18 protein-coding genes and 2 pseudogenes are annotated in these 22,380 nt (G+C 40.9%); 5 read left to right on the top strand and 15 right to left on the bottom strand.

The window, feature by feature from the left end:
• Positions 1-48 precede the first annotated feature (48 nt).
• Positions 49-417 (bottom strand): cation efflux protein, CzcI-like, encoded by a 369-nt coding sequence (locus GYK50_RS12665; RefSeq protein ID WP_025644124.1) that lies wholly within the window; start codon positions 415-417, stop codon positions 49-51.
• A gap of 377 nt (positions 418-794) precedes the next feature.
• On the opposite strand from GYK50_RS12665, the pseudogene GYK50_RS12660 reads away from it, so the two are divergent.
• Positions 795-911, top strand: a pseudogene (locus GYK50_RS12660) (transposase); the annotation flags it as partial.
• A 127-nt stretch (positions 912-1,038) separates the two neighbouring features.
• Positions 1,039-1,368 carry a four-helix bundle copper-binding protein gene (locus GYK50_RS12655; protein WP_093071101.1) on the top strand — a complete coding sequence of 110 codons (330 nt, stop codon included), beginning with the start codon at positions 1,039-1,041 and terminating at the stop codon, positions 1,366-1,368.
• Between the two features lie 335 nt (positions 1,369-1,703).
• Here the strand turns inward: GYK50_RS12655 and GYK50_RS12650 are convergent, their stop codons facing one another.
• Entirely contained in the window at positions 1,704-2,168 is a 465-nt protein-coding gene (locus GYK50_RS12650; protein WP_007115209.1) for an NUDIX hydrolase, read from the bottom strand.
• 231 nt (positions 2,169-2,399) lie between these two features.
• On the opposite strand from GYK50_RS12650, the gene GYK50_RS12645 reads away from it, so the two are divergent.
• On the top strand, positions 2,400-2,987 hold the full coding sequence (locus GYK50_RS12645) for a recombinase family protein (RefSeq protein ID WP_101204374.1): 588 nt from the start codon (positions 2,400-2,402) through the stop codon (positions 2,985-2,987).
• A gap of 744 nt (positions 2,988-3,731) precedes the next feature.
• On the opposite strand, the gene GYK50_RS12640 is transcribed toward GYK50_RS12645, so the two are convergent.
• The 7 genes from GYK50_RS12640 to GYK50_RS12610 all read right to left on the bottom strand — a co-directional run bounded on the left by GYK50_RS12640 (position 3,732) and on the right by GYK50_RS12610 (position 12,081).
• The gene (locus tag GYK50_RS12640) at positions 3,732-4,094 is read right to left on the bottom strand and encodes a DUF3817 domain-containing protein (protein ID WP_087813587.1); all 363 of its coding nucleotides are present in this window, start codon (positions 4,092-4,094) and stop codon (positions 3,732-3,734) included.
• Between the two features lie 245 nt (positions 4,095-4,339).
• The gene (gene lspA, locus GYK50_RS12635) at positions 4,340-5,047 is read right to left on the bottom strand and encodes a signal peptidase II (RefSeq protein ID WP_071001646.1); all 708 of its coding nucleotides are present in this window, start codon (positions 5,045-5,047) and stop codon (positions 4,340-4,342) included.
• A gap of 141 nt (positions 5,048-5,188) precedes the next feature.
• Complete coding sequence (gene ccmI / locus GYK50_RS12630; RefSeq protein ID WP_025643930.1) at positions 5,189-6,469, bottom strand: c-type cytochrome biogenesis protein CcmI; 1,281 nt, start codon at positions 6,467-6,469, stop codon at positions 5,189-5,191.
• Positions 6,466-6,948 (bottom strand): cytochrome c-type biogenesis protein, encoded by a 483-nt coding sequence (locus tag GYK50_RS12625; protein WP_020443538.1) that lies wholly within the window; start codon positions 6,946-6,948, stop codon positions 6,466-6,468. The genes ccmI and GYK50_RS12625 overlap by 4 nt, the downstream gene beginning before the upstream one ends.
• 83 nt (positions 6,949-7,031) lie before the next feature.
• A complete protein-coding gene (locus tag GYK50_RS12620; RefSeq protein WP_011513682.1) occupies positions 7,032-7,694 on the bottom strand; it encodes a DsbE family thiol:disulfide interchange protein in 663 nt (220 codons plus the stop codon).
• Positions 7,695-9,743 carry a heme lyase CcmF/NrfE family subunit gene (locus GYK50_RS12615; RefSeq protein ID WP_212564572.1) on the bottom strand — a complete coding sequence of 683 codons (2,049 nt, stop codon included), beginning with the start codon at positions 9,741-9,743 and terminating at the stop codon, positions 7,695-7,697.
• 121 nt (positions 9,744-9,864) lie between these two features.
• Positions 9,865-12,081 (bottom strand): heavy metal translocating P-type ATPase, encoded by a 2,217-nt coding sequence (locus tag GYK50_RS12610; RefSeq protein ID WP_212564571.1) that lies wholly within the window; start codon positions 12,079-12,081, stop codon positions 9,865-9,867.
• Between the two features lie 142 nt (positions 12,082-12,223).
• Between GYK50_RS12610 and cadR the strand changes: the two genes are divergently transcribed.
• On the top strand, positions 12,224-12,634 hold the full coding sequence (gene cadR / locus GYK50_RS12605; protein ID WP_007394845.1) for a Cd(II)/Pb(II)-responsive transcriptional regulator: 411 nt from the start codon (positions 12,224-12,226) through the stop codon (positions 12,632-12,634).
• Between the two features lie 148 nt (positions 12,635-12,782).
• Here cadR and GYK50_RS12600 read toward each other — a convergent pair whose 3' ends face one another.
• Positions 12,783-13,505 (bottom strand): CHAP domain-containing protein, encoded by a 723-nt coding sequence (locus GYK50_RS12600; protein WP_093071128.1) that lies wholly within the window; start codon positions 13,503-13,505, stop codon positions 12,783-12,785.
• A 796-nt stretch (positions 13,506-14,301) separates the two neighbouring features.
• Positions 14,302-14,945 (bottom strand): annotated as a pseudogene (locus tag GYK50_RS12595) (DUF411 domain-containing protein).
• Positions 14,946-15,184: 239 nt separating this feature from the next.
• Here GYK50_RS12595 and lnt point away from each other — a divergent pair.
• The gene (gene lnt / locus GYK50_RS12590) at positions 15,185-16,753 is read left to right on the top strand and encodes an apolipoprotein N-acyltransferase (protein ID WP_058025954.1); all 1,569 of its coding nucleotides are present in this window, start codon (positions 15,185-15,187) and stop codon (positions 16,751-16,753) included.
• Between the two features lie 186 nt (positions 16,754-16,939).
• Here the strand turns inward: lnt and GYK50_RS12585 are convergent, their stop codons facing one another.
• The 4 genes from GYK50_RS12585 to GYK50_RS12575 form a co-directional block, all read right to left on the bottom strand.
• Positions 16,940-17,866 carry a cation diffusion facilitator family transporter gene (locus GYK50_RS12585; RefSeq protein WP_093071121.1) on the bottom strand — a complete coding sequence of 309 codons (927 nt, stop codon included), beginning with the start codon at positions 17,864-17,866 and terminating at the stop codon, positions 16,940-16,942.
• 1,495 nt (positions 17,867-19,361) lie between these two features.
• The gene (locus GYK50_RS12580; RefSeq protein WP_058025952.1) at positions 19,362-20,330 is read right to left on the bottom strand and encodes a DNA-binding protein; all 969 of its coding nucleotides are present in this window, start codon (positions 20,328-20,330) and stop codon (positions 19,362-19,364) included.
• Positions 20,331-20,458: 128 nt separating this feature from the next.
• Positions 20,459-20,587, bottom strand: a complete 129-nt coding sequence (locus tag GYK50_RS12935) for a BrnA antitoxin family protein (protein ID WP_143007432.1) — start codon at positions 20,585-20,587, stop codon at positions 20,459-20,461.
• 274 nt (positions 20,588-20,861) lie between these two features.
• On the bottom strand, positions 20,862-22,112 hold the full coding sequence (locus GYK50_RS12575) for a replication initiation protein (protein WP_181718483.1): 1,251 nt from the start codon (positions 22,110-22,112) through the stop codon (positions 20,862-20,864).
• Between the last annotated feature and the right edge of the window lie 268 nt (positions 22,113-22,380).

Below are 22,380 nucleotides of genomic sequence, written 5' to 3'. Positions count from 1 at the left end.
GATTTTTCCCACTTATTTAAATAATAAAAGTGGTGGGAATGTTTTAGGCTACCCCACCATGAGCGGGGAAAATTCGGGAGGTAGGCTTTGTTGAAACAGGTCAGGAGCCTGATAGCTGTTTTTCCAATGAAATTGTGGATTCACTTTAACTTCAGAGCTTGGATGAAACACATCTACTTTTTCATTTTGTACAATCAAATGCATCATCGATGGTAGATGATCTTGATGATCTTCACCGATTTCTAAATCGCTACTGAATGTTTTTATGTTTTCTGACTGTCCATTATGATCGTGTTGACGACTATCGCTGGCACACAAGGTATTTTGGTGATGACCAAAATGATAACTCTGCTGTGATTGAGGCTGTTGTTCATGGACACAAAAGGCCGCCGCCACATTCCAAAAGCTTTGGAACATGAACAATCCAACCAAGACTGTAATCCATGTAGTAGAACGCATCATCATAACAACCGAAAAATTTGTACCAAGTATAAGGCTTAGAGCCACTCCAAGGTCAAGCTTAATAAATTAAATTAAACATTCAATGAACACTGAATAGCCGGCACTTTTGCAAATTTACCTTGTCTCTATAAGCTCACATCAATTTCAGGTAAGAATAACAATAGATAGTGAACCGTACCGGGTTTGTCGGAGACTTTTTATTTAAGTTAGGCCACCTGACCTAACGGGTTAATCTTATCATTGTACATTGCTTCAAACTCAAAAGGCAATTTCCATGAGAGTTTCCCAAACTTTGTGTAACTGCTTATAATCCACTAACAGGAGAATAAGCAATGACTAACCAATCTGACATCAAGAAACTGGCTGAGCAAATGGCCAGCAGCATGAAAAGCTTCGATGACATCAAAGACTTTCAAAAGCAGCTCATGCAGTCCTTCATCGACACTGCATTTACACTCTCCTAAAACCATTTAACAAAATCTATGACTATTTTACTTTCCCTTACATAATCGTCCTAGTGTATATCTTTTTTTTTGATTAGCCTATTCCTAAATCAATTGACTTTAGGGAAGTATGATGAACGATATCCAATTTTCAGATTGCGCAAAGGCATGTATGAACTGTTACCTTACCTGTGCCAGTTGTGCAAATGCCTGTCTAAAAGAAGAAAATCTGGAGATGATGCGAGAATGTATTCAGCGTTGTCTAGATTGTGCAGATATTTGTCAGCTCTGTGCTCGTATGCAGCAAACAGAATCTCCTTTTATGAAAGAAATTTGTGAGCTTTGTGCCAAGGTTTGTGAATACTGTGCAGATGAATGTAGCCAACATGAGCATCAATACTGCCAGCAATGTGCTGATGCTTGCCGTGAATGTGCCGTCGAATGTCGAAAAATGGTTGCCTGATAAATAAAAGAATTAGTTGAGTTTAGGATTTACTCAATGAATAGCCAACGTGTTAGTTGTTAGTGGGTCAAACCACTAACAACTCGCAAAAAATGGCTGAATTTGTGGACGTTGTTTTTGCGATTCGATCCAAAGAGAGTACTTTGATTGAACGCGCATGAGTAAATCAGCACTAATACCTAAAGCATCGTGCAAACGTAAGGCTACATCGGCTGTTACTGGGAGGGTGTAAATAATTCTGTGTAAATACAGTTTTATTTACACTCTCAACTGTATTTACACAGAATTATTTACACCCTCCCCCTGGGGTATAGAATATCGAACTTTCTTACTTTTTAGAGTAACTCAGCTGCTTGTAATGCTATTTCTTTAACATCTAAGCTAAGGGCTAAATCTGCATTGATCAAATCTTCAATATCGAAAAATCTAGCTTCTAGGGCGTCATCACCTGCTAGAGGATCACCAGAAACCCAAATACAAAGTACGGCTACAAGAACAAAATGGTGACGCAGCTTACCACTACTATCAAAGTCAAACGCGTCTACAGCGTTAAATGTCTTAAAGGCTTTTGATACAATGCTTGTCTCTTCATAAAGTTCACGAACGGCAGCATCTTTAACAGTTTCCCCACGTTCAATTTTACCACCGGGAAAACCCCATCGACCTGCATCGGGTGGGTTAGCACGGCGTACTAAAAGCACCTTTCCATCTTTAAAAAGTACTCCAATAGTAGCTACTATTGGACGTAGGCTCTGTGGTTCGTATTGTATTATAGGTTCATTACTTAGTATATTAGACATAAAAACTCAATTGAGAATAGGACATAGAGGATAGCTTAATATTCAAGTCCTCACTAGGGAACCGAACCAGTGAAAGCGCCTGACAATCTACCATTAGACTATACCTTAACAGTAAAACCCCCAAACGATAACCTAGCTATCATTAGACTTGTTTCTATTATTAAATGATAGTAATATCTTGATATTATCAATGAACATTATTTATTGAGTCTAAATAATAGAGGTAGTGTTATGAGCGTTCGTATTTATGTGAGAGCAAGCACTAAGGATCAAGACGCTAAGAGAGCCTTATCTGACTTGATTAGCTTTAGCAAAAGCTACGATGATAGCTATGCTGAATATATTGAGCATTTCAGTGGTACGAAGCTCGATAGACCCGCACTCACTCTGTTACTCAATGACGCTGAAGAAGGAGATATTCTACTGGTTGAAAGTGTGGATAGATTAAGCAGGCTATCTCAAGATGATTTTGCAATCTTAAAGCAGCGCATTAAAGACAAGGGCTTACGATTGGTGGTAGCTGATCTACCAACCACGCATACGGTCAGTGAAGGTATGACCGGGGATATTCTCAGGGTGATCAACGATATGTTAATCGACTTATTAGCCACAATGGCAAAGCTTGATAACGACAAGCGTAGAGAGCGTATCAAGCAGGGATTGGCTAACAGTGGCTATAAGCCCACTGGTAAAAAGCCTAATACAACGAAACATAATCGTATTATAGAATTAAACAGTCAAAACAATATGACAAAAGAGGAAGTAGCTAAGGCAGTTGGTGTTGGGGTAGCTACCGTTTATCGCGTATTAAAAAAGTAGTTAGTCATCAGTAGCAGCTTAGGTATAGCTTTTTTATTCAACACTAAGTATTGAAATTAAGTATTTAAAATGTTTTAAGTAAAGACATGTAAAAACGATTCAGTTGACAAGAGTTCAAGCTATTTTTGACAATATTTTGAGTATTTTGAGTATTTTGAGTATTTTGAGTATTTTGAGTATTTTGAGTATTTTGAGTATTTTGAGTATTTTGAGTATTTTGAGTATTTTGAGTATTTTGAGTATTTATGATCATATTTAGTGAGAATGGCCATAATCTAAAGCGGGCTGTATAGACTCTTTTTCAGCACGCTTATCGTCTTACTTTTCGGTGAAAGCCTTCAGATATGGTTTAGTAAACACAATCACCTAAAGTAGTCTGTCAAAAGTAGTTCCATCATATCAGTCTATTTTAAGTGGTCTATTAGTTGATAAGTGAACCTAATTAGGTAGTACCTTTGAGGCATACCCTACGATAACAGGAAATCCATCGCGGATGACAAAACCTGTTTAGCTTTTAAACAAGACGGGTTTGTCGATAGTATGTAAGATAAGTTGGAAAAGTAACTAGAGTGTAAGACTATTCATACTGGGTCTGAATCAAAGTTTTATTGTGATTAATTTCTGCTCAATATTATTCATTTGTCGCCATGATGAGTGATGGCGGCTTGTAATTTAGTTAGGAAAAATAATCTTGAGTAATAATATACGTTTGTATCATTTGTATCATTTGTAGCAGAGCTTGTTCTAGGCTTCTTTACTTACACTTTTCTGTAAGTTATTTTTTAGTAAATGATCGAATATAAATGGGCCAAAAGGTAAGAGTGAGCCGAGTACGCCCGCAGGTATTGCCCAAAGAGGCATTTTCATTTTGATAGCTGAGCCTATAAGTATTATGATATAGGTAATAAACAAAATACCGTGTGCCATACCGATGTATTTCACACCTTCTGGAATATCCAGCATATATTTTAGTGGCATGGCGATGAAGAGCAATAATAAGAAAGAGGTGCCTTCTAGGTAGCCTATAAGGGTAAGACTTTTTAACGCGGTCTCTTGTTTTTTTCTAAGGCTGTGAATTTTTTCAATAGTTGGCTGAGCCTGTGACACTATATTTTCCTTTTGTTATTATCAATAAAGAATTTATGGATTATTCAATGTCTCTATAATAATGGCTCTACGCAGAGCTTTTAAGTATTGGGTTTTAAGACCTAAAATGAGTGAGTACCTATACCAGTCATACATTACCTTCCAGTTCACATTTTATAAACATACTCAAGTATAAAAAGTATTTTTCCGTATAGAGTGACTATGACGCTAGTTCTTTTTATTTGTACTGATCAATATTCACTTGTTTATTCATTACGCTTACTTTCCAAAAATATCATATCAATTATAATCAACGCTACACCGACACAGACACCTATATCTGCAACATTGAAAAGAGGATAATTCCAGACATCAGCATAATGCACATGGATAAAGTCAACCACTTTACCAATTCTTAAACGATCGATTAAGTTGCCAATCGCACCACCAAGCATTAAGGCCAACCCCATAGATAATAGCTTGGCTGCACGTGGCGCTTTGATTAAATAAACCGTTAAAAAGATAGCCATTACAAAAGCTAAGCCTGAGAAAAACCATTTCTGCCAACCGCCAGCGTTGGCTAAAAAGCTAAATGCTGCCCCATAGTTATAAGCGAGTGTCCAGTTGAGAAATGGTTCAATGACCGGTACGGGGTCATTGAACGCTAATGTGGTTTGGGCCAACCACTTAGTCCATTGATCAAGTATTAATACCATTATCGCCAACAAATACCAGATAAAAGCGCGACTGCCATTGGCAACCATTTTTGGCATTTTGTCCAACTTATCTTTAGGTGTTATTGAGTTGCCTGAAGTCACGTACATAGCTTTAGGCGTATGATTCATGGTTTTAGAGTCAATCGATTGATGAGTACTACTCACAGCTATAGGTACTTTATTGTCAGCAATATTAGTACTAGCCGATTCAACGCTATTCAATTTAGTACTATCTAATCTGTCGGTAGATTCAGTCATAGTTGTTTTCTTTATCTGTGTTTATACAATGAACAATGTTAAACGTATATGTTTTTGGTATACGACTATTAATCGCGCCACTTTTATAAACGGCTCCACTTACCGCTCTGGTGTTATGAAACTTACGGTAATAATTTTTTATTAGGGAATCTGTTGATTGATTTCAACATTAACCTGAGTCTGTTCAGCGCTAATCACTATAGGATTACCCGATAAGTCGCCTGACTCTGCTATGGCATTACCGCTATGACTAATACGAGCAACGACTGCTAACTGAGTTTTGTCACTACGAGCTGAATTTAACGTGCGATCTGGCATCATCGCATCAAGATTGCTTAAGCGGATACTAGCCTCACCTTGCTTGATAATACTAATGGGTAAACGTTTGGCGGCAAACGGTGGACCTCCTTTAACGTCACGTATCGCAACAAACAACACATCATCAGCTTTCACTAACGGTAATAAATTAGCGTTAATTTTCACTGTCACGTCAATACCTTCTAGCGCTTGCTTTTCTTGCGTGCTAACGTAGTTGCTTAACTCATCTAAGCTTGCTAAAGCTTTAGTATGATCACCTGGTTTGGCCACAATGCTGCCTTGTAAGCGTTTAATCCAACCTTGCGCTTGGGCAAAGTTACTACTACGAGTCTCACCCATTGCCATGAGCATTTGAGCCCGTTCATGCTGCGGATTCTTAGCTAATATAGCTTGTAATACACGGCGAATATTGGCGTCTAACTGACCTTCATTAACGAAAAAGCTAGTCTGAGCATAAGTGGTGGCGATTTCTTCATTTTCAGGAGCTAAACGATAGGCACGAGATAAGGCTTCCAGCGCAGAATCAGTTGCCTCCATAGATAAGAAAAGCTCGGATAGGCGCATCCAGCGATTAGGATCATCAGCATTACGATGAACATTGGTTTGCATGGCGCTAATCAGTTGACGACCATCTTCAAACGCCCATGATGGCGGCTTGTCAATTTTAGCTGTCAATAGGTCGTCAGCCACTTGTCCTACTTTGTCCTCAGCTGTCCACAAATCAAACACGGGCGTACGATTGCCTATTAGTAAATACGCCATTGCAGCCAATATTGGGATCCAAGCTGCGACAATTAAACGGCTTTTGACATCAGGGGTGACCATAGGTGTTATCTGACGCTGCACATCTAATAGCTGACGCTCCAGTTCCAGCTTTTGATTTTGATAATGGCTATTATTAATAGTACCGCTGTCTTTATCTGTTTGTAGCTCAGCTAAACGTTCGCGAAATACTGCAACATTAATATCTAGCAGTTGATTGTCTATTGGTTTGGACTGCAAACGCGGTGCTCGTAGCCATGGCATAATAGCAATCAGCGCAAATATAAGAGCAATCAGCAAGCTTAGAGTTACAAATAAGCCAAAAGTAGAAAATAGAGTCATTTTTTGTCCTCTAGGCTAGTAATGTCGTGGTCGACACTCTCAGCTTGCGATAATAGACGATCAAGCTCAGCCTTTTCCGTAGAGGTCAAGGCAGCAGTACTGTTCACTGTGACGCCGCTTTGACCACGGGCAACAACTTGGCGACGCTTACTTTGCCAAAACCAACCAATAATTAAGACGAGCAATAATAGTGGTGGAAAAAACCATAGGATCCATGTTGATGGTCGCATAGGCGGCTTGTAGCTAATAAAGTCACCGTAGCGCTCTTGCATATAGACGCGTATTTCAGCATCACTACGTCTATCTTTAATTAAATCATAGACTTTTTGCTTTAGATCCTGTGCAATCGGTGCATCAGAGGCTGCAAGGTTTTGATTTTGGCATTTTGGGCAGCGAAACTCTTCTATTAATCCACGATACTGAGCTTCTTGCTGTGGTGAGTCAAAATCGTATACGTCAATAGCTGCGTTTGCCGTCATGTTAAGCAGACACGCTAGTATTAAGCTTGCTAGTTTTAAAACTATATTGGGTTTTAGTTGAGGAGCTCTTATTCGAGTAGCGTTCATTTGCACATCTCCTCAACCTGAATGAGATCAGGACTATCGTTGTTCTTATTAGCCTTATTAAGTACTGTCAGGCACGGCTTAACACGCTGTTGCCAATTGGCTTCATTAATCTCACCAACAATATGCTGACGAATGATGCCATCTCCATCCACAACAAAGGTTTCGGGCGCACCAGTTATGCCTAAGTCTAGAGCAAACTGACCCAATGAATCCTGAATAGACATAGAAAATGGATCACCGCCTCGGTTTAAGTAACTGAGCGCATTACCAATCTCATCCTTATAATTCACACCAACGATATCAACGCCGCGCTCTTCTAGTTGCATTAAAAACGGATGCTCAATAACGCAAGTTGGGCACCATGAGCCCCAAACATTAAGTAAAAACGGCTTATCCGGCAAATTATCATTGGTGATAGTACGGGTAGTATCTGCTAATAACGGCAGCTCAAAGGTAGGAACCGGACGCTCAAGAGCGGTATTGGTCACAATGTCTGTTGGTTTACCTAAGCGCATGTACAATATAACTACCAAACCAAAAAAGAGGATAAGCGGAATTAAGAACCATAGCTTCGTCTGCTTTTTTTTCATTGTCTTTGGGTTACGCTGCTTACTGTTTTGGCTATCTTTTTGCTCAGGAGTATTATTCGACATAGTCATTTATTTCTCCTTTAGTGTCGACATCGTCGATACTGAGATTGCCTGCTCAATAGCTACCTCATTGACTCCATAAGTAGCCAAACTACCAGTAACTAGCAACGGAGCTTTAATTTTTTTGATGCGGTATCGTTTATCAAGCATACTAATTAATCCACCTAGAGCCATGATAATTGCCCCTAACCAAATCCAGCGAATTAATGGTTTTACATAAATCCTTAATGCCCATTGGTTACTACCATCGGCAATAGGTTCGCCCAGTGCGACATAAACATCGCGCATAAGACTGGGGTCAATAGCAGCTTCAGTTGTTGGCATCGTGCTGATAATATAAGTACGCTTTTCTGGAGTCAGTTTCGCCACTTCACGACCGTCTTTGGATACCACCACTTGCGCTTGCGTTGCATCAAAGTTACTACCCTTTATTTCAAAAAATTCAGTTACTTCAAAATCGTAACCTTGAACATTGACTGTATCGCCAATACCCATTGCTACGTCACGCTCAATACTCAGGCTACTAGTAAAGGCTATGCCAATGACAGCAACCAATACGCCAATATGAGCAGTCTGTTGACCCCAATAGCTAAGACGCAGCTGACGCAGACCTTTAAAGAAATTAGGGGCGTTCTTGGTTTTGTCTCTAAAGTCAACGATCATCCATAGCAGTACCCAAAAGCTCACCGCTAAAGTCACGCCAATATTGAACATAGCAGATGGACTGGTAAAGTAGGCGATAATAGCAGCCAATACGATACTACTAGCGGCAATGGCGATACCCACCCCTAGTAACGGACGCTTATCTTGTTTCCAGCGAATATTAGAGCCCATACCCATAGCTATTAATAACAGCCACGTTAAAGGTACAAATAATGCATTAAAATAAGGAGGGCCAACGGACACTTGTCCTAAACCAAAAGCATCAGCGATAATAGGGTAAAGGGTGCCGAGCAGCACCACTAAGGTTGCAATCAAAATGATGGCGTTATTGATCACTAAAAAGGACTCACGTGAAATCAGCTGATATTGACTTTCAACGGTTAAACGCCAACCGCGAACGGCAAACATTAATAGACCACTACCGATGATAATGCCAAGAATAGCTAAGATGACCAAACCACGCGTCGGATCAGCGGCAAACGAATGCACTGAGGTAAGGACTCCAGAGCGTACCAGGAACGTGCCAAGCAAGCTTAAGGCAAAGGCGAAAATAGCCAGCATGATGGTCCATGCTTTAAACACCCCGCGCTTTTCAGTGACTGCTAATGAATGCAGCAATGCTAAGCCGACAAGCCAAGGCATAAACGAGGCATTCTCTACCGGATCCCAAAACCACCAACCGCCCCAGCCAAGCTCGTAGTAGGCCCACCACGAGCCCAGTGCAATACCAATGGTCAAAAATCCCCAAGCCGCGAGCGCCCATGGACGTGACCAGCGTGTCCAAGCAGCATCTAAACGCCCTTCCCACAATGCCGCCATACAAAATGCAAAAGGTACTACCATACCCACATAGCCCATATATAACATGGGCGGATGAATAATCAGACCGAAATCTTGTAGGACAGGATTTAAATCAGCGCCATCGACCGCTAGATTGGGTAAGGTACGCTCAAACGGTGACGAGGTAAATATCAGCATCGTTAGCATCATTAACTGTACACCGGCCAAAATAACTAATACCCGCGCACGCATTGATAACGGCAAGCCGCGACTAAAGTATGATACCAGTGCACACCATGTGGCCATGATGGTCATCCATAGCAGCAAAGAGCCCTCGTGTCCGCCCCATGTCGCCGATAACTTATAGTACCAAGGCAACAGCGTATTAGAATGCTGCGCGACGTAACTGAGGCTAAAATCATTATAATAAAAACCTGCTATCAAAGCGCCAAATGACGTTATCATGGCGGCAAACTGTGCCCAAGCTAGGCTAGGGGCTAGTCGTTGCCAAGCAACTTGGTTACGAATAACACCAATAGTTGGCAGAATTACCTGCAATAACGCCAGTACAAAAGCGGTAAGCAAGGCAAAATAGCCCAATTCTGTAATCAACATACGGTCTAACCTTATTTACTCTAATGCGGTTGCAGTTTACTGTGGCGGTGGAATTTTTATTATTAGAACCCACCCCCGAAATCTGCTGCTATCTCTAGTTTTTAATTGATTTCGAAGGGTTTTATTTAACTACTTTAGGCGGAGTTACCAGTGGAGGCGCGCCTTTAAAGCGCAGTAAACGTAACGCATTGAGAGTAACGAGCACTGTTGCTCCAGCATCAGCTAGAACCGCAATCCATAGTCCAGTAATGCCGAATACGGTCGTGATCAGAAAGACGCCTTTGAGACCTAAAGCGAAAATGACGTTCTGATGAATGTTGCGCATGGTGGCACGCGAAAGTGCAATCAGATGGGCCATGTCTGTAACACGACTTTTTAATAATGCGATATCGGCCGTCTCAATGGCCACATCGGTACCACCACCCATCGCGATGCCAACATCAGCGGTTGCTAGTGCTGGCGCATCGTTAATACCATCACCCACCATCGCTATTTTGCTGTTATTCTTCATCTCGTTAAGCAAGCGCAGTTTGTCCTCAGGCAACAGCTCAGCTTCCCATTCCACGTCTAAATTACTGGCAAGTGCTTGAGCGGTTAAGCGGTTGTCGCCTGTTAGCATGACGGAGCGCACACCCATCGCTTTAAGTTGAGCCACACCTTCATGAGCGTCGTCTCGTAACTCGTCTCTTAGTGCGACCAATCCAAGCACTTCTCGACTTTGCTCATCGAAAAGAACTGAGACGGTCTTGCCCTCATTTTGCAGCGCCTCGATTTGTGCCTGTTGCTCGGCTGAAATTGATGCCTCATCTGCGGCATAAACAGGCGAACCGATAGCTACCGCGCGCCCAGCGATAGTTGCGTGTACCGCTTTACCCGCAGTAGCAGAAGCTTTAGAAGCCACAGGTATGACAACTTTGGCGGCTTTGGCATGACTGACAATAGCTTCAGCAAGCGGGTGACTAGAACCTGTCTCCACACTGGCAAAGAGCGCCAATACCTTATCTTTACCTTGAGAACCCTGATCCTGAGAATCCTGACCTTGAACACTTGAATACTCTTGTGTAATGTCAACAACATCGGTCACGCGTGGTTTGCCTTCAGTTAAAGTGCCTGTCTTGTCAAAAGCGACTGTCTTCACTTGGCCGATGGTTTCTAAAGCACTACCGCCCTTGATCAGCAAGCCGCGGCGCGCACCGACCGCTAGACCAGAGGCGATAGCAGCTGGTGTTGAGAGCACAAGAGCACAAGGACAAGCGATCAATAATAAGGCTAGACCTCGATATAACCAAGTTGACCAATCTCCGCCCATGGTTAACGGTGGGACGATGATAATTAGGGCGGCAATAGCCATCACAGCCGGTGTATAGTAACGACTGAATTTCTCAATAAAACGGGCAGTGGGTGCTTTGGAAGCTTGCGCTTGCTCTACCAAATCAATAATGCGCGAAATAGTGTTATCGGCGGCTGTCTTTTCTACGCGCACTTGGAGCACACCATCGATGTTAATTGACCCTGCAAATACATTGTCACCCATCGTCTTGGCAACAGGAACAGACTCTCCCGTCACGGGCGAATCATCAAGGCTGGACGCACCTTGAACAATGGAACCATCAGCAGATACCCTATCTCCAGGACGCACCAGCACAAGGTCATTCACTTGTAGTGAAGTCGCTGGAACGTTACGCTGCCCACCTTGAGCATCAAGTAAAATCGCACTTTTCGGAACCAGCGATGATAAGGCTCTGATGCCAGCGCGAGCGCGATCAGCAGCGATACTCTCAAACAGTTCACCGATTGAGAACAAAAAGACAACCGCTGCGGCCTCTTCAGCTTCACCAATGATAAGTGCGCCAAGCACGGCGACGGACATCAGCGTTTCAATTGAAAAGAATGAACCTGTTTTAGCCAGTGCTAAGGCTTTGCGTGCAAATGGAAAAACGCCTACAATCACAGCGATGGCAAACACCCATATCCCATAAGCGGGGAACAGTAGTGACAGTGCATAAGCGCTGCCCATCAAAATACCGAGACCAACAACCTGTTTGCCTTTTTGAGTTTGCCACCACCGCTTATCCTGCGGAGCCATCTGATTGTCGCTGTCAATATCAATAGCCGATACAGTTTGTTGACCAGTATTGGCAGATATACCGAACCCTAGGCTTTTGATTGTTTTTTCGATATCACTAGCCTGAGTCGGCGCACCAGGGGCTAAATTTAGCTCTAGCGTTTCTGTAGCGAAATTCAGCTGAACATCAGAAACCCCAGGCATACGTTTCAAAGCTGTTTCAATCTTGCCGATGCAACTGGCACAGTCCATACCTTCAATATGATATTTCATAATAATTTACCCTTTGAATAATGATATTATGAACCCTATAGTGGCTTTAGAGTCAAGGTTATTTATCTACAGTTTCGTAATTTTAATTTCTCTAGCGCTAGTCTTTACAGCCACTTTAATTATTTAAATCATAGAGGTTGTTATGACAATCAAAATTGGTGAGCTCGCTAAACGCACAGGTGCCACAGTAGAAACCATTCGCTATTATGAAAAAGAGCGTTTATTACCCGAGCCTTTTCGTAGCGAAGGGAATTATCGTTTATATAATGAAGAGCACATTGAGCGTCTACAATTTATCCTACATTGCCGTACGCTCGATATGGCTTTAGATGATGTGCGAATCTTACTTGAATACTGGGAGTCGCCTGACAAGGACTGCGGCGATGTGAATAACTTGCTAGATGAGCACATTCATGCTGTGGAAATACGAATGGAAGAACTGATGCACTTAAAGCATCACTTGACCGTTTTACGCCAGAAATGTGCAAGTAGTGCACCAGCGTCATCATGTGGCATTTTAAACGCGCTTGTCGATAACTCCTGTCATGAGTAATGATATCAGTAGTGTTCATTTCTGACGGATCAAATCATGAAAGGTTAAATACGCCCTGATGTTAAGCACAAAAAAACCCAGCAATGATAGTAAGATCACTACTGGGTTGGAGAAAAGCAATAAATATGTTGTGCTGACTTCTCAGGTCTTATTTATCATTCATAGCAAGGTAGATATTACGATCTGATGCGGATGCGTCATCCACATATTTTGAATCACGCCATGTCGTATAAGCATAGACACCACTGTATGGGCTGATACTGTTCTGACGGAAGTCAGAAATCCAATTTGTACCATCGAAAATTTGAATATGGCCATGTGGACGCTTTGATGAGCGATCATAGACAATAACATCACCTACTTGGGTTGGCATATCATTGCTGATTTTGCTGAAACCTGCTTTCTCAAGTGTGCCACGAGTGGCGTACTGATAGGCTGAAGGATTGGGTGTAAATTCATAACCAGCTGATTGTAGTGCTTTACGTACGTAACGGGCACAGTATCCAGAGCTGCTAGATAGAGCCACTTTTGAGGCGCGAGCAGCAGCGATAGCGGGTGCTGAATTGCTATCAGGAACCTTATTGACTTGCTGCTGTTGTTTTTCAGCGTATAAGCGGCTGTTTAATGATGAAAGCTGATTCTCTTTTTGCTTGGCCTGCGCACTTAGGTTGCTAATTGCTTGACTAATTTCATCATTATTAGAAACATAAGCACCACTTTTGGTGCTATAGATGTTTTTTGATGAACCGTAGTTTGATGCCACAGAAGTATTGGTGATGGTATTATTTGTTTGAGAGATTGTGATAGCAGCACCACTCGTTTGTGCTATGCCCATACCCAGTACTGACAAAATCAATAAAGCCTGTTTCATAAATCTAATACCTACGGTTAATTCAAAATCGTCTGTTATCAACAACAGCGCAGTCAATTAAATCTCAATAACTCAAGTATATATATGTCATAGTGACTGATACTTCTGCTGCATATTATTCATATAAAAAATGATTATTGGCGATCACAGCTCATTGAAGTCTTACGAAGCTGTTACAAATCAAGCTGCTGACCAAAACACAAAGCCGACTTTAGCATAGGTTGTTTAGCCTGTCATTCCCCTTAAAAACCCCAAAAATACTTTTTTGATGTCGAAAAAATTGCTAATATCCCACATTTTACAATGTAAGTTTGTGTAACATGTACAGAATATAGCTGACTAGATTGACCACAATTTCTACTGTTTTATAAGCAAAAAAACGTCTGAGGGTTAAATCTATAATTTAGATTTAACCCTCAGACGTTTTTCTATTGGATGAAGTAATTACCCTATATAGGGTCTAACTAATTATTAAGATAATATAATAATTTATAATATTAATATAGATGTTAATTCCCTACTGGCTTATGTAATATTACGTAATTGTTTCGATACATCCTGTATATTCTTGTATTAACCCTTAATTATTTATCTATTTTAAGGGTTAATAACCGATAAATCCGCTTACATTGTCATCAAAAGTTACAAATTCAAAGTTATTTTTGCTTTTAAAGTCGCAATAGCTAATGATTTTTTTGATGAAGAATCATTTTATAAGCAATAGAACAGTCTTATACCTGCCTCATTTACTTTTAACGCTAACACTATAATCAAAGTATTCTTAACTGCTAACACACTATAATTGCTGCTCTACCGATTCAATATCAGCATAAACTTGGGTCGTCCCGTCTTTATTGAGCTGCATAACCTGATAGGGCATGAATTTATTTTGATACTCCATACCTGGCTACCAACAGGCATGCCAGGTACGGCAAGACCCATAGCTTGTACTGGCGGATTTTCTAAAAACTGCGCCATATATTTAGCGGGTACATGACCTTCAAAGACGTAACCATCAGTAGTGACTACAGTATGGCAAGAACGCATTTCATTTGGAACGCTGTAGCGCTCTTTAAATACGGCTAAGTCCGCAACATCTTGCGCGGTTGCACTTAGACCATTATCTTCTGCATGACTTATCCATTCTTTACAGCAGCCGCAATTGGCATCTTTATAGACAGTGGCTGAGACGTTTTTTAGTAGGTCTGGTTTATTTACTGATGTCATCATAGGAGTATTTATAACGTTTGGTTCAGCTGTCTTTGGAACAGCCAAAACATCTTCAGTTGATGCCGATGTTGTGCTTGCATCAGATACGCCACTACTCGGTTGGCTACAAGCAAATAGTGATGAGGCGGCAAGTAATACTAACGTACTACGCAACCCCTTAGACAGATAACGATTGAATATAAGACTGGATTTTATTTTTAAGGGGGTCATAGTGCTCTCTCATGTACTGTAGATATTGTGAGCTATAGAAGGTCAAGTAACACTTCATATCGTTTGGTAATGTAGCATAATAACCCATCAAACGGAGTACGTAAATTTATCCATTGAGCAGTGCGGACTGGTATCATAAGCAGTTTTCATTTTGAAATGCTGCCTGTAGTATTAACAGGTCTATCCGAGTTTTGGATTTTGACTAAAAATTCAAAACTCATAATTTTGGATAATTTGCGATGCGCCTGTCTACTATTAATCTACAAAAGCGTTTGAGTACTCACTTAAATCAATTACCGCTATCGCTTACGCTAGTAGCAGCATGGCTTGCAGGGGCTATTTTTTTATTTTCGCTAGCGCCTTATGGGTTTTGGCCGCTAGCAATAGTATCACCAGCGATTTTATATGCGCTGTTGGTGACAAGTATGAGTGGTCGTCGCGCTTTTATTATCGGTGAAGCTTACGGTATGGGGCTATGGTGCGTCGGCGGCTTTTGGCTCTATACTGCTATCCATGATTATAGCGATACACCAACGTGGCTCGCATTGATTATGATTGCATTGATGGGTCTCGGTATGGGACTGTTTCATGGATTGTTAGCACTAGTCTTTAACCGTATGGTAGGCAAACAACCCTTTTCATTTGCTGCTCTTTGGGTGCTACAAGAATGGTTAAAAACTTGGTTATTCACAGGCTTTCCGTGGCTGTTTGTTGGTTATGCATTTACTGAAGAGTATTGGTTATCGTCCTTAGCACCCGTTGCTGGTGTTTTTTCCGTCTCTTTTGTTGCCATACTATTGGCTGCAAGTTTAGTAGAGCTACTGCTTCGGCGCAGTAGTTATGCCATCGTTTCTGTACTGTTATTAGCCATTAGCACATCATTATGGCTGGTCAATCCGCAATGGACAAAACCTAAGGGCACACCTGATCTGTCAGTGTCATTGATTCAAGGTAATATTTCACAAGATATAAAGTGGCTGACTAAGTATCAAGTAGAAACGCTAAAGATTTATGCGAAGTTAACACGCACTGAGTGGGGACGTGATGTGGTGGTGTGGCCTGAATCATCTATTCCTATGTTTCAGGATGAGGCTGCGGGCTTTATTAGTGAAATGATAGAAATGGCTAATGCGACCAATACGACATGGATAACTGGTATCCCTTATAAGGATAAAGCGGCATTCAATGCCAGTACGGATAAGTATCCCCCATTTTACAATAGCGTGATTGCTCGAGGTGTAGAAGCGGAAGGCCTATACAAGAAGCAGCGTCTAGTGCCTTTTGGAGAGTATATTCCATTTGAAGGCGTGCTCGATATTTTCCCAAGTTTGGCCGGTAGTCAGGATATTAAGAGCTATAGTCGTGGTAGTGATCAGCAGTCACCTCTAAAGGTGCGTGGACACAATATAGGGACGGCTATCTGTTATGAGGTAGCTTATCCAGATACCACGCGTAAAAATGCCATCGATACTGACTTTTTGTTGACCGTCTCTAACGATGCCTGGTTTGGCACTTCAGCAGGACCATTGCAACATTTGCAAATGGTACAAATGCGCGCGCTTGAGAACGGGCGCTGGTTTATTCGAGCGACCAATACTGGTGTTACCGCTATCATTAACCATAAAGGTCGTATTGTAAAACGCGCACCGCAGTTTGAGCGTACTGTACTACGTGGTGAGATACAGGCACGGGTTGGTAACACGCCCTTTATGCTTATGGGAAATTATCCTATCTTGATAATAATAACCCTGTTATTACTAATAAGCTATTTTGGCAAAGGTCTAACCACACTTAGAAGACGAGGGTAATAGTAAACTTAATCATAATAATTTAATCAGCGTAAGTTTTTTATTTTTTCTAGGTAACGTCCTAACGCACGTAAATATAAAAGTTTTAAACTATTGATCACATAAGAACTGATTGAAAAAATTATGTTGACATAAGGCACGCGCCTCATACTTAAAAAGAGATAGCTATATACGGTCTATCATCTTTTAGTTGATACTTTCATTTAATGCACGCGATTTTTGATTGTCATCTGCCTTAGTACCAAATTCAATAGTTGCATGTTGTATATTCTGATGCGCCAAATCTTCCTTGATGTTTTCTTTCATAGTAATAGTCTCTTCAAACGTTATATCGGTCTTCGGTACAATATGAACTGTAAGAGCATTCTCAGTGGTACTCAAAGCCCAGATATGTAAATGATGAAAGTTTTGAATAAAATTATAGCTCTCTAAGATAGCAGTGATTTTACTGAGATCAACATTTTGAGGTACTCCGTCGATAGCAAGCTTGATACTCTCTTTTAGTAGACCCCAAGTCGATAACAGTATAACGACTGAAATAATCAAGCTAACTAGAGGATCAACGATATTCCAACTTGTATAGTAAATAATAATGCCCGAGATAACGACACCTAAAGAGACCAATGCATCTACCATTAGATGCAAGAAAGCACCTTTGATATTAATATCGTCTTTTTGACCTTTGTAGAATGCAAAAGCAGAAACAGTATTTATAAATACACCTATTAGAGCTGTAATAATAATAACTTTTCCTGCAACTTCCGGTATCGTATCAAATCGACCCAAGGCCTCATACGCAATACCTATAACGATTGTAACTAACAATATGGCGTTAATAAGAGACGCCATTATAGAAGCTTTTTTGTAGCCATAGGTATAAAGCGTAGTAGATGCTTTCTGTGCTAATTTCATTCCAATTAACGAGATTATTAAACTGGCAACATCACTTAAGTTGTGGCTAGCGTCTGCGATTAAAGCTAATGAATTAGTTGAATAGCCCACTATAAACTCGATGAGCGTAAATGCAGAATTTAGACCAATCCCAATATAAAAAGCTTTATTCATATTTTTAGGGTCTGGAGCTTGATGACTGTGGTTATCTGAATTACTCATAATTTACCCTTGTTTAGGTTGCTGCATTTTATTAAAGGTAGAAAATAAGTTTATTGCATATTTTCTATATTGCACAGTCAATATTGCTCTAATACCGTAGACCCACTTATTTTTATCAATAAACTGAGCCACAACTTGATTGTGTGTCCTATCTCTCCTTGGGCGAAAAAAGCGGATTTTACTGTAATCTAACTGGCTTACGTAAGCTTCTTGTTCTCATGTTCAAGCTCTTTAGTATGTGTAGCTTAGTCTTGAATGTTGGTTAGTATAGTTTCATTAGTGTGCTTTTTATGACATGACCACATAAAGGTGTAATCGTTTAATGCTTCAATCAGCATACGAACGGCGCGTTCTTTAATCTCAGGAGTGTAGGTTTGTCTTTTCATTATCGTATTCTCTCAGAAAGATGATTTACCGCTTCTTAACAGCGCGTGTAAAACCTTGCATCTGACGACTAAGCCGGTCTTCATAGTAAACTATCCCAGTATTGTCAGAAACTTAACGTCTTGTGAGGATGTACTAAGTGCTAACTTCAAAATGGTTGAAATACCTACGCTAAATGACGACAAAAAAAGCCTAAGCAATCTAATGAAAAAGTAGATAATAAAAACCCAATCTACATGACAAACAAAAAAATGCCTCTGGGAGTTGACTCCCAGAGGCATTTAGTTTTAAATATAGCTAACGGTTACAGCGTGTTGACGCACACTGTAACGAACAAATAAGCACCTGAACTGCGTTATTTGAACAGCATTAAATGCCCGTGTAGGTGCATTTTATCCAAAATTTGCTTTCATATCAACCTTATTCACTATACATTTTAAAAACCGCTTGTTCGCTCGTTACATCCTCGTGCTGCTCTCTTTATAACCGTTACCCGTCAAATGGGTGGCAGGCTAAGGCGACGACTGCGTTTGACAGAAGGGTAAAGCTCTCGACAGGGGGTTCTAGACATATTGAGCAACGCAATGAGTGGTTATTTGTGCATATCGTAGCGGTATATTGGGTGTATTGCCCTTGCTAGCGTATGACAGCACAGTAGCGGTTAAGAGCGTGTCTAGGCGGTGCTATCAGCCGTAATCTTAACAACCGTAGCTTGATACAGTGATACGGTCTTGATGACGCGATGGGCGATGAAGTCGGCATGACTAATCACATCAAATCCAAGGAATGCACTAAAGTGTTTGTGAGTATGCTAGAAAATACTCATAGATGCTTTAGGGTGAGTGTTCCTTGAAATCTGCTCAAGGCTCCAAAATCAGCATCGGAACTTACTTAGGCTAATTTAAATAGTATATAGCCCACTAGGCTATATACTATTAGACTTCAGAGAAAAATTTAGAATAGTTCTTATACAACAGTCATTTATTCAGTGAGTCGATATTGTCATAGTTGATTCATAAGCTTAGTGTGAATAGAACGAGATCTACGCTTTAGGTAAAGTCTCTTCCTAGCTCATAACTATTCTTTATCTTGGAACCTTGAATACTTTTATTTAATCAACATCCAAGGCGTTATCTTTGTTTTGAATAAGTATTAGATTATCTTGAGCTTTCTTGAGTTTATTTTGTAACACAGTCACTTGTTCTTGTTCTGATAGGTGACGGCTCGATAGCTCGCCATATTGCTTATTCAATATACTATGTTCAGCTTCAAGTTTAGCCTGTATTTGAGTCAGCTGCTCATAAAGTCCTGATAGCTTATCACGTTCAAAGGTTACCGCCTTTAGCTCTCCTTTGATCTCTGCGGTAGCAGTTTGTATCTCATTGCGTTCAGCTGTGACCGTCTTTAGCTCTGACTTAGTGGCTTTAAGCTCCGCCTTTAAACGTGCAATCTCTGCTTTATCGCTATCAGCTGTAGCTTTAAGCGTGGCTACCTCACCAAGACTACTAGTAAGCTCTACAGATTGCTTATCTAATGCGCTACGTGTCTCTACAAGCTGTGATTGTGCTGTTTCTGCTTTAGTTCGTTCAAGCTCTAATTGATGCTTAGTATCTGATAGCGTCTGTTTGGTAGCATCATGGTCAGCTGTGGCTTGCTGAGCCGCTTTAGTTGCTGTCTCCGCAGTAGTGGCCACTTCGTCCAGCTGCTGTAGTAGATCTGCTTGTTCACCCTCTAAGGTTTTAACTGCTTCTTGCGCTTCGTCCGTCTCTGCTTGTGCCTTAACCTTAACCACCTCTAGAGCTTCACGCTCCTTAGACAGCCTATCGTTCGCCATATCAATAGCTGTCTGCCACATATCAGCGCCAAGCGTGTGCAAGCGTTCAGTGATACCGCTAGGTAAATCCACTTGTTGCAGCTCTTGCTCTTCCTGCTGTTCTCGCTTCCAACTCTGCATCGCATCACTAATGGTAGTGAATGAGCCACCGCCTAGCGCCTTACGCACCTCTGCCAGTGTCGGCTTTATCCCTTGCTCCTGTAATCGGTCAGCTGCTGCATGAATATCTTGTGTGGTGAGTGCCATGATTTTGTATTCCTTGATAGTGCATTGTAGTATGTTGTATATAGTATAATACAATATACAACATACTACAATGCAAGGTGTAAAAAAACCCCAAGTCGTCTTGAGGTCATGTGCTTGTTATTTAATGCCTAGTGATCGGTTAGGTATTCTTCTAGGGCATCGTTGATCATGTCTTGATAGTTACCGCCTGTTTGCTTAGCTCTGTCCTTGAATTTGGCAAGGATACTTGGGCTAATGACACTGGTTTCCGTAGACAACGCTTGAGATTTGATACTGCCACGGATCGCGCCTGACCAGTCGGTGACTTCTGGAATGTCCGATAAATCAATGTCGTCATCGCTAAGCGTGGCTAGATGCTCTGAATCTGCTTACTACTTAGCAGTTAGTGGCGATAATTCGTCTATTTTATAGCTAACCTTGCTCATAATACTCCCTACTAAATCCTATAATATGCCTTGCATAAGAGACCGCACGAGTTCACTATCATCGACTCCCTTTGATGTGTGCGTCACAAGTGAGGTTAAAGCGCTGTTAATTGGCTCTTTTGAGCATATTTTTTATATGTAGCTTTTCATCAAAGTCGGTTAATTTTTTTAAGTAGCGCACATACTCTGCGTAGTATTCAGGTTTTGCCATACGCGCCTCGATCTCTTTTTGTGTCTCAACCGGCGTTTTAATCGATTGAGGAAAATTACTAACTACCTCATGCTTGTCTTTAAGTTTCCAACCATATTTTTTAATCTCAGCTGGACTAAACACTTTGACAATATCTTCAAGGCTTGTACTGCTGGTGTCCCGAATACAAAACACGATTTCACTGATTTCTCGGCCGATTTTGTTTTCTGTATAGCTAACCTTCAGCGGTGTGTGCTTCTCAACCTCTGCTATGGCTTTATCTAAGACCTTAGTTTTAAAGTCTGTGATTTTTCCATACTTGTCTGTGCAGTTGAATTTTTGGCGCAGATACGCAACTGAGTACGCTTTTTTACCACTCTGCAAGTGTAAACAGCTACTGACAAGCTCGAACATTAAAATACCGTAAGAGCCCAGCTCCACGATATAGCGCCTCTCGTACTTCGTGAACGTATTTGACTTATCAAATACAGTTAACATCTCAGTCACTGTATCTGTCAACGTCACCGCTATTCGCCCTTGACCCTTTAGATACTCACACTCAGCAACCCAACTGCTACCTTTTCTATTGACGACCTCATCTGCTTTGAAATCATAAAACCAAAACGCTTTTTGTAGCAAACTATCCGATAACTCACTTAGCAGCTGGTATGTACCATCTTTTTCGAGCCCATATTCTTTGGCAAACTCTGAAGCTGTCAACATAAACGTCCGCTGATTAGCATTTTTATCAACGGCAGCTCGAACCTTTGGCGATAAAAGCATGATCAGTCGTCTCTCGTTATGCGTCAAATCTGTAATCGCGTTTAATAATCTGTTTTGTAGCACAATCCAATTCGGTCCATAAACCCAGTTGCTATCGTCTTTTTTATCGGATGTTGTACTACTGGCATCTGAGCTTGCATTTTGAGGGGATTGTATAGGCTTTTGAATCTCTTCTTCAAAAGGCAATACCTCAAAATCAAAGTCAATAGGAATGGGCTCAATAATCTCAATAGAGGCGTTGAAATCATTTCTTGTGTATCTAATATGATTGATTAAAGCCTCACGCTCCTCTGGTGTCAGCGGTTTTTCAACGCGTACCCTGATTGTATGGCCAAAGTCTTGCCTAAGCTTGTCTTGAAAACCCTGCATTTCTTCAGGTGTCATATCCTAACCTATTTGTTTGGTTTTAACTAATATAACATATATGACGAAAAATTTTATAATTTTTCGTCATATACAAGGTATTTGTCTACCTAAAACAAGCTAAATGTCTACCTATACACTAAAACAACAAGGTATTTGTCTACCTATAACAAGGTTAACGTCGTCATTTAAATAAAAAAAATCCCCTGTAATACTTATAAATGAAGCGCTACAGAGGATTGGCGAAAAACGTATAAATCTGTTAAATCTGTATATATAAATTCAAAAT

This window comes from Psychrobacter pacificensis, from assembly GCF_018336615.1.
GTDB lineage: Bacteria > Pseudomonadota > Gammaproteobacteria > Pseudomonadales > Moraxellaceae > Psychrobacter > Psychrobacter pacificensis.
This window is presented reverse-complemented; position numbering and strand designations above follow the sequence as displayed.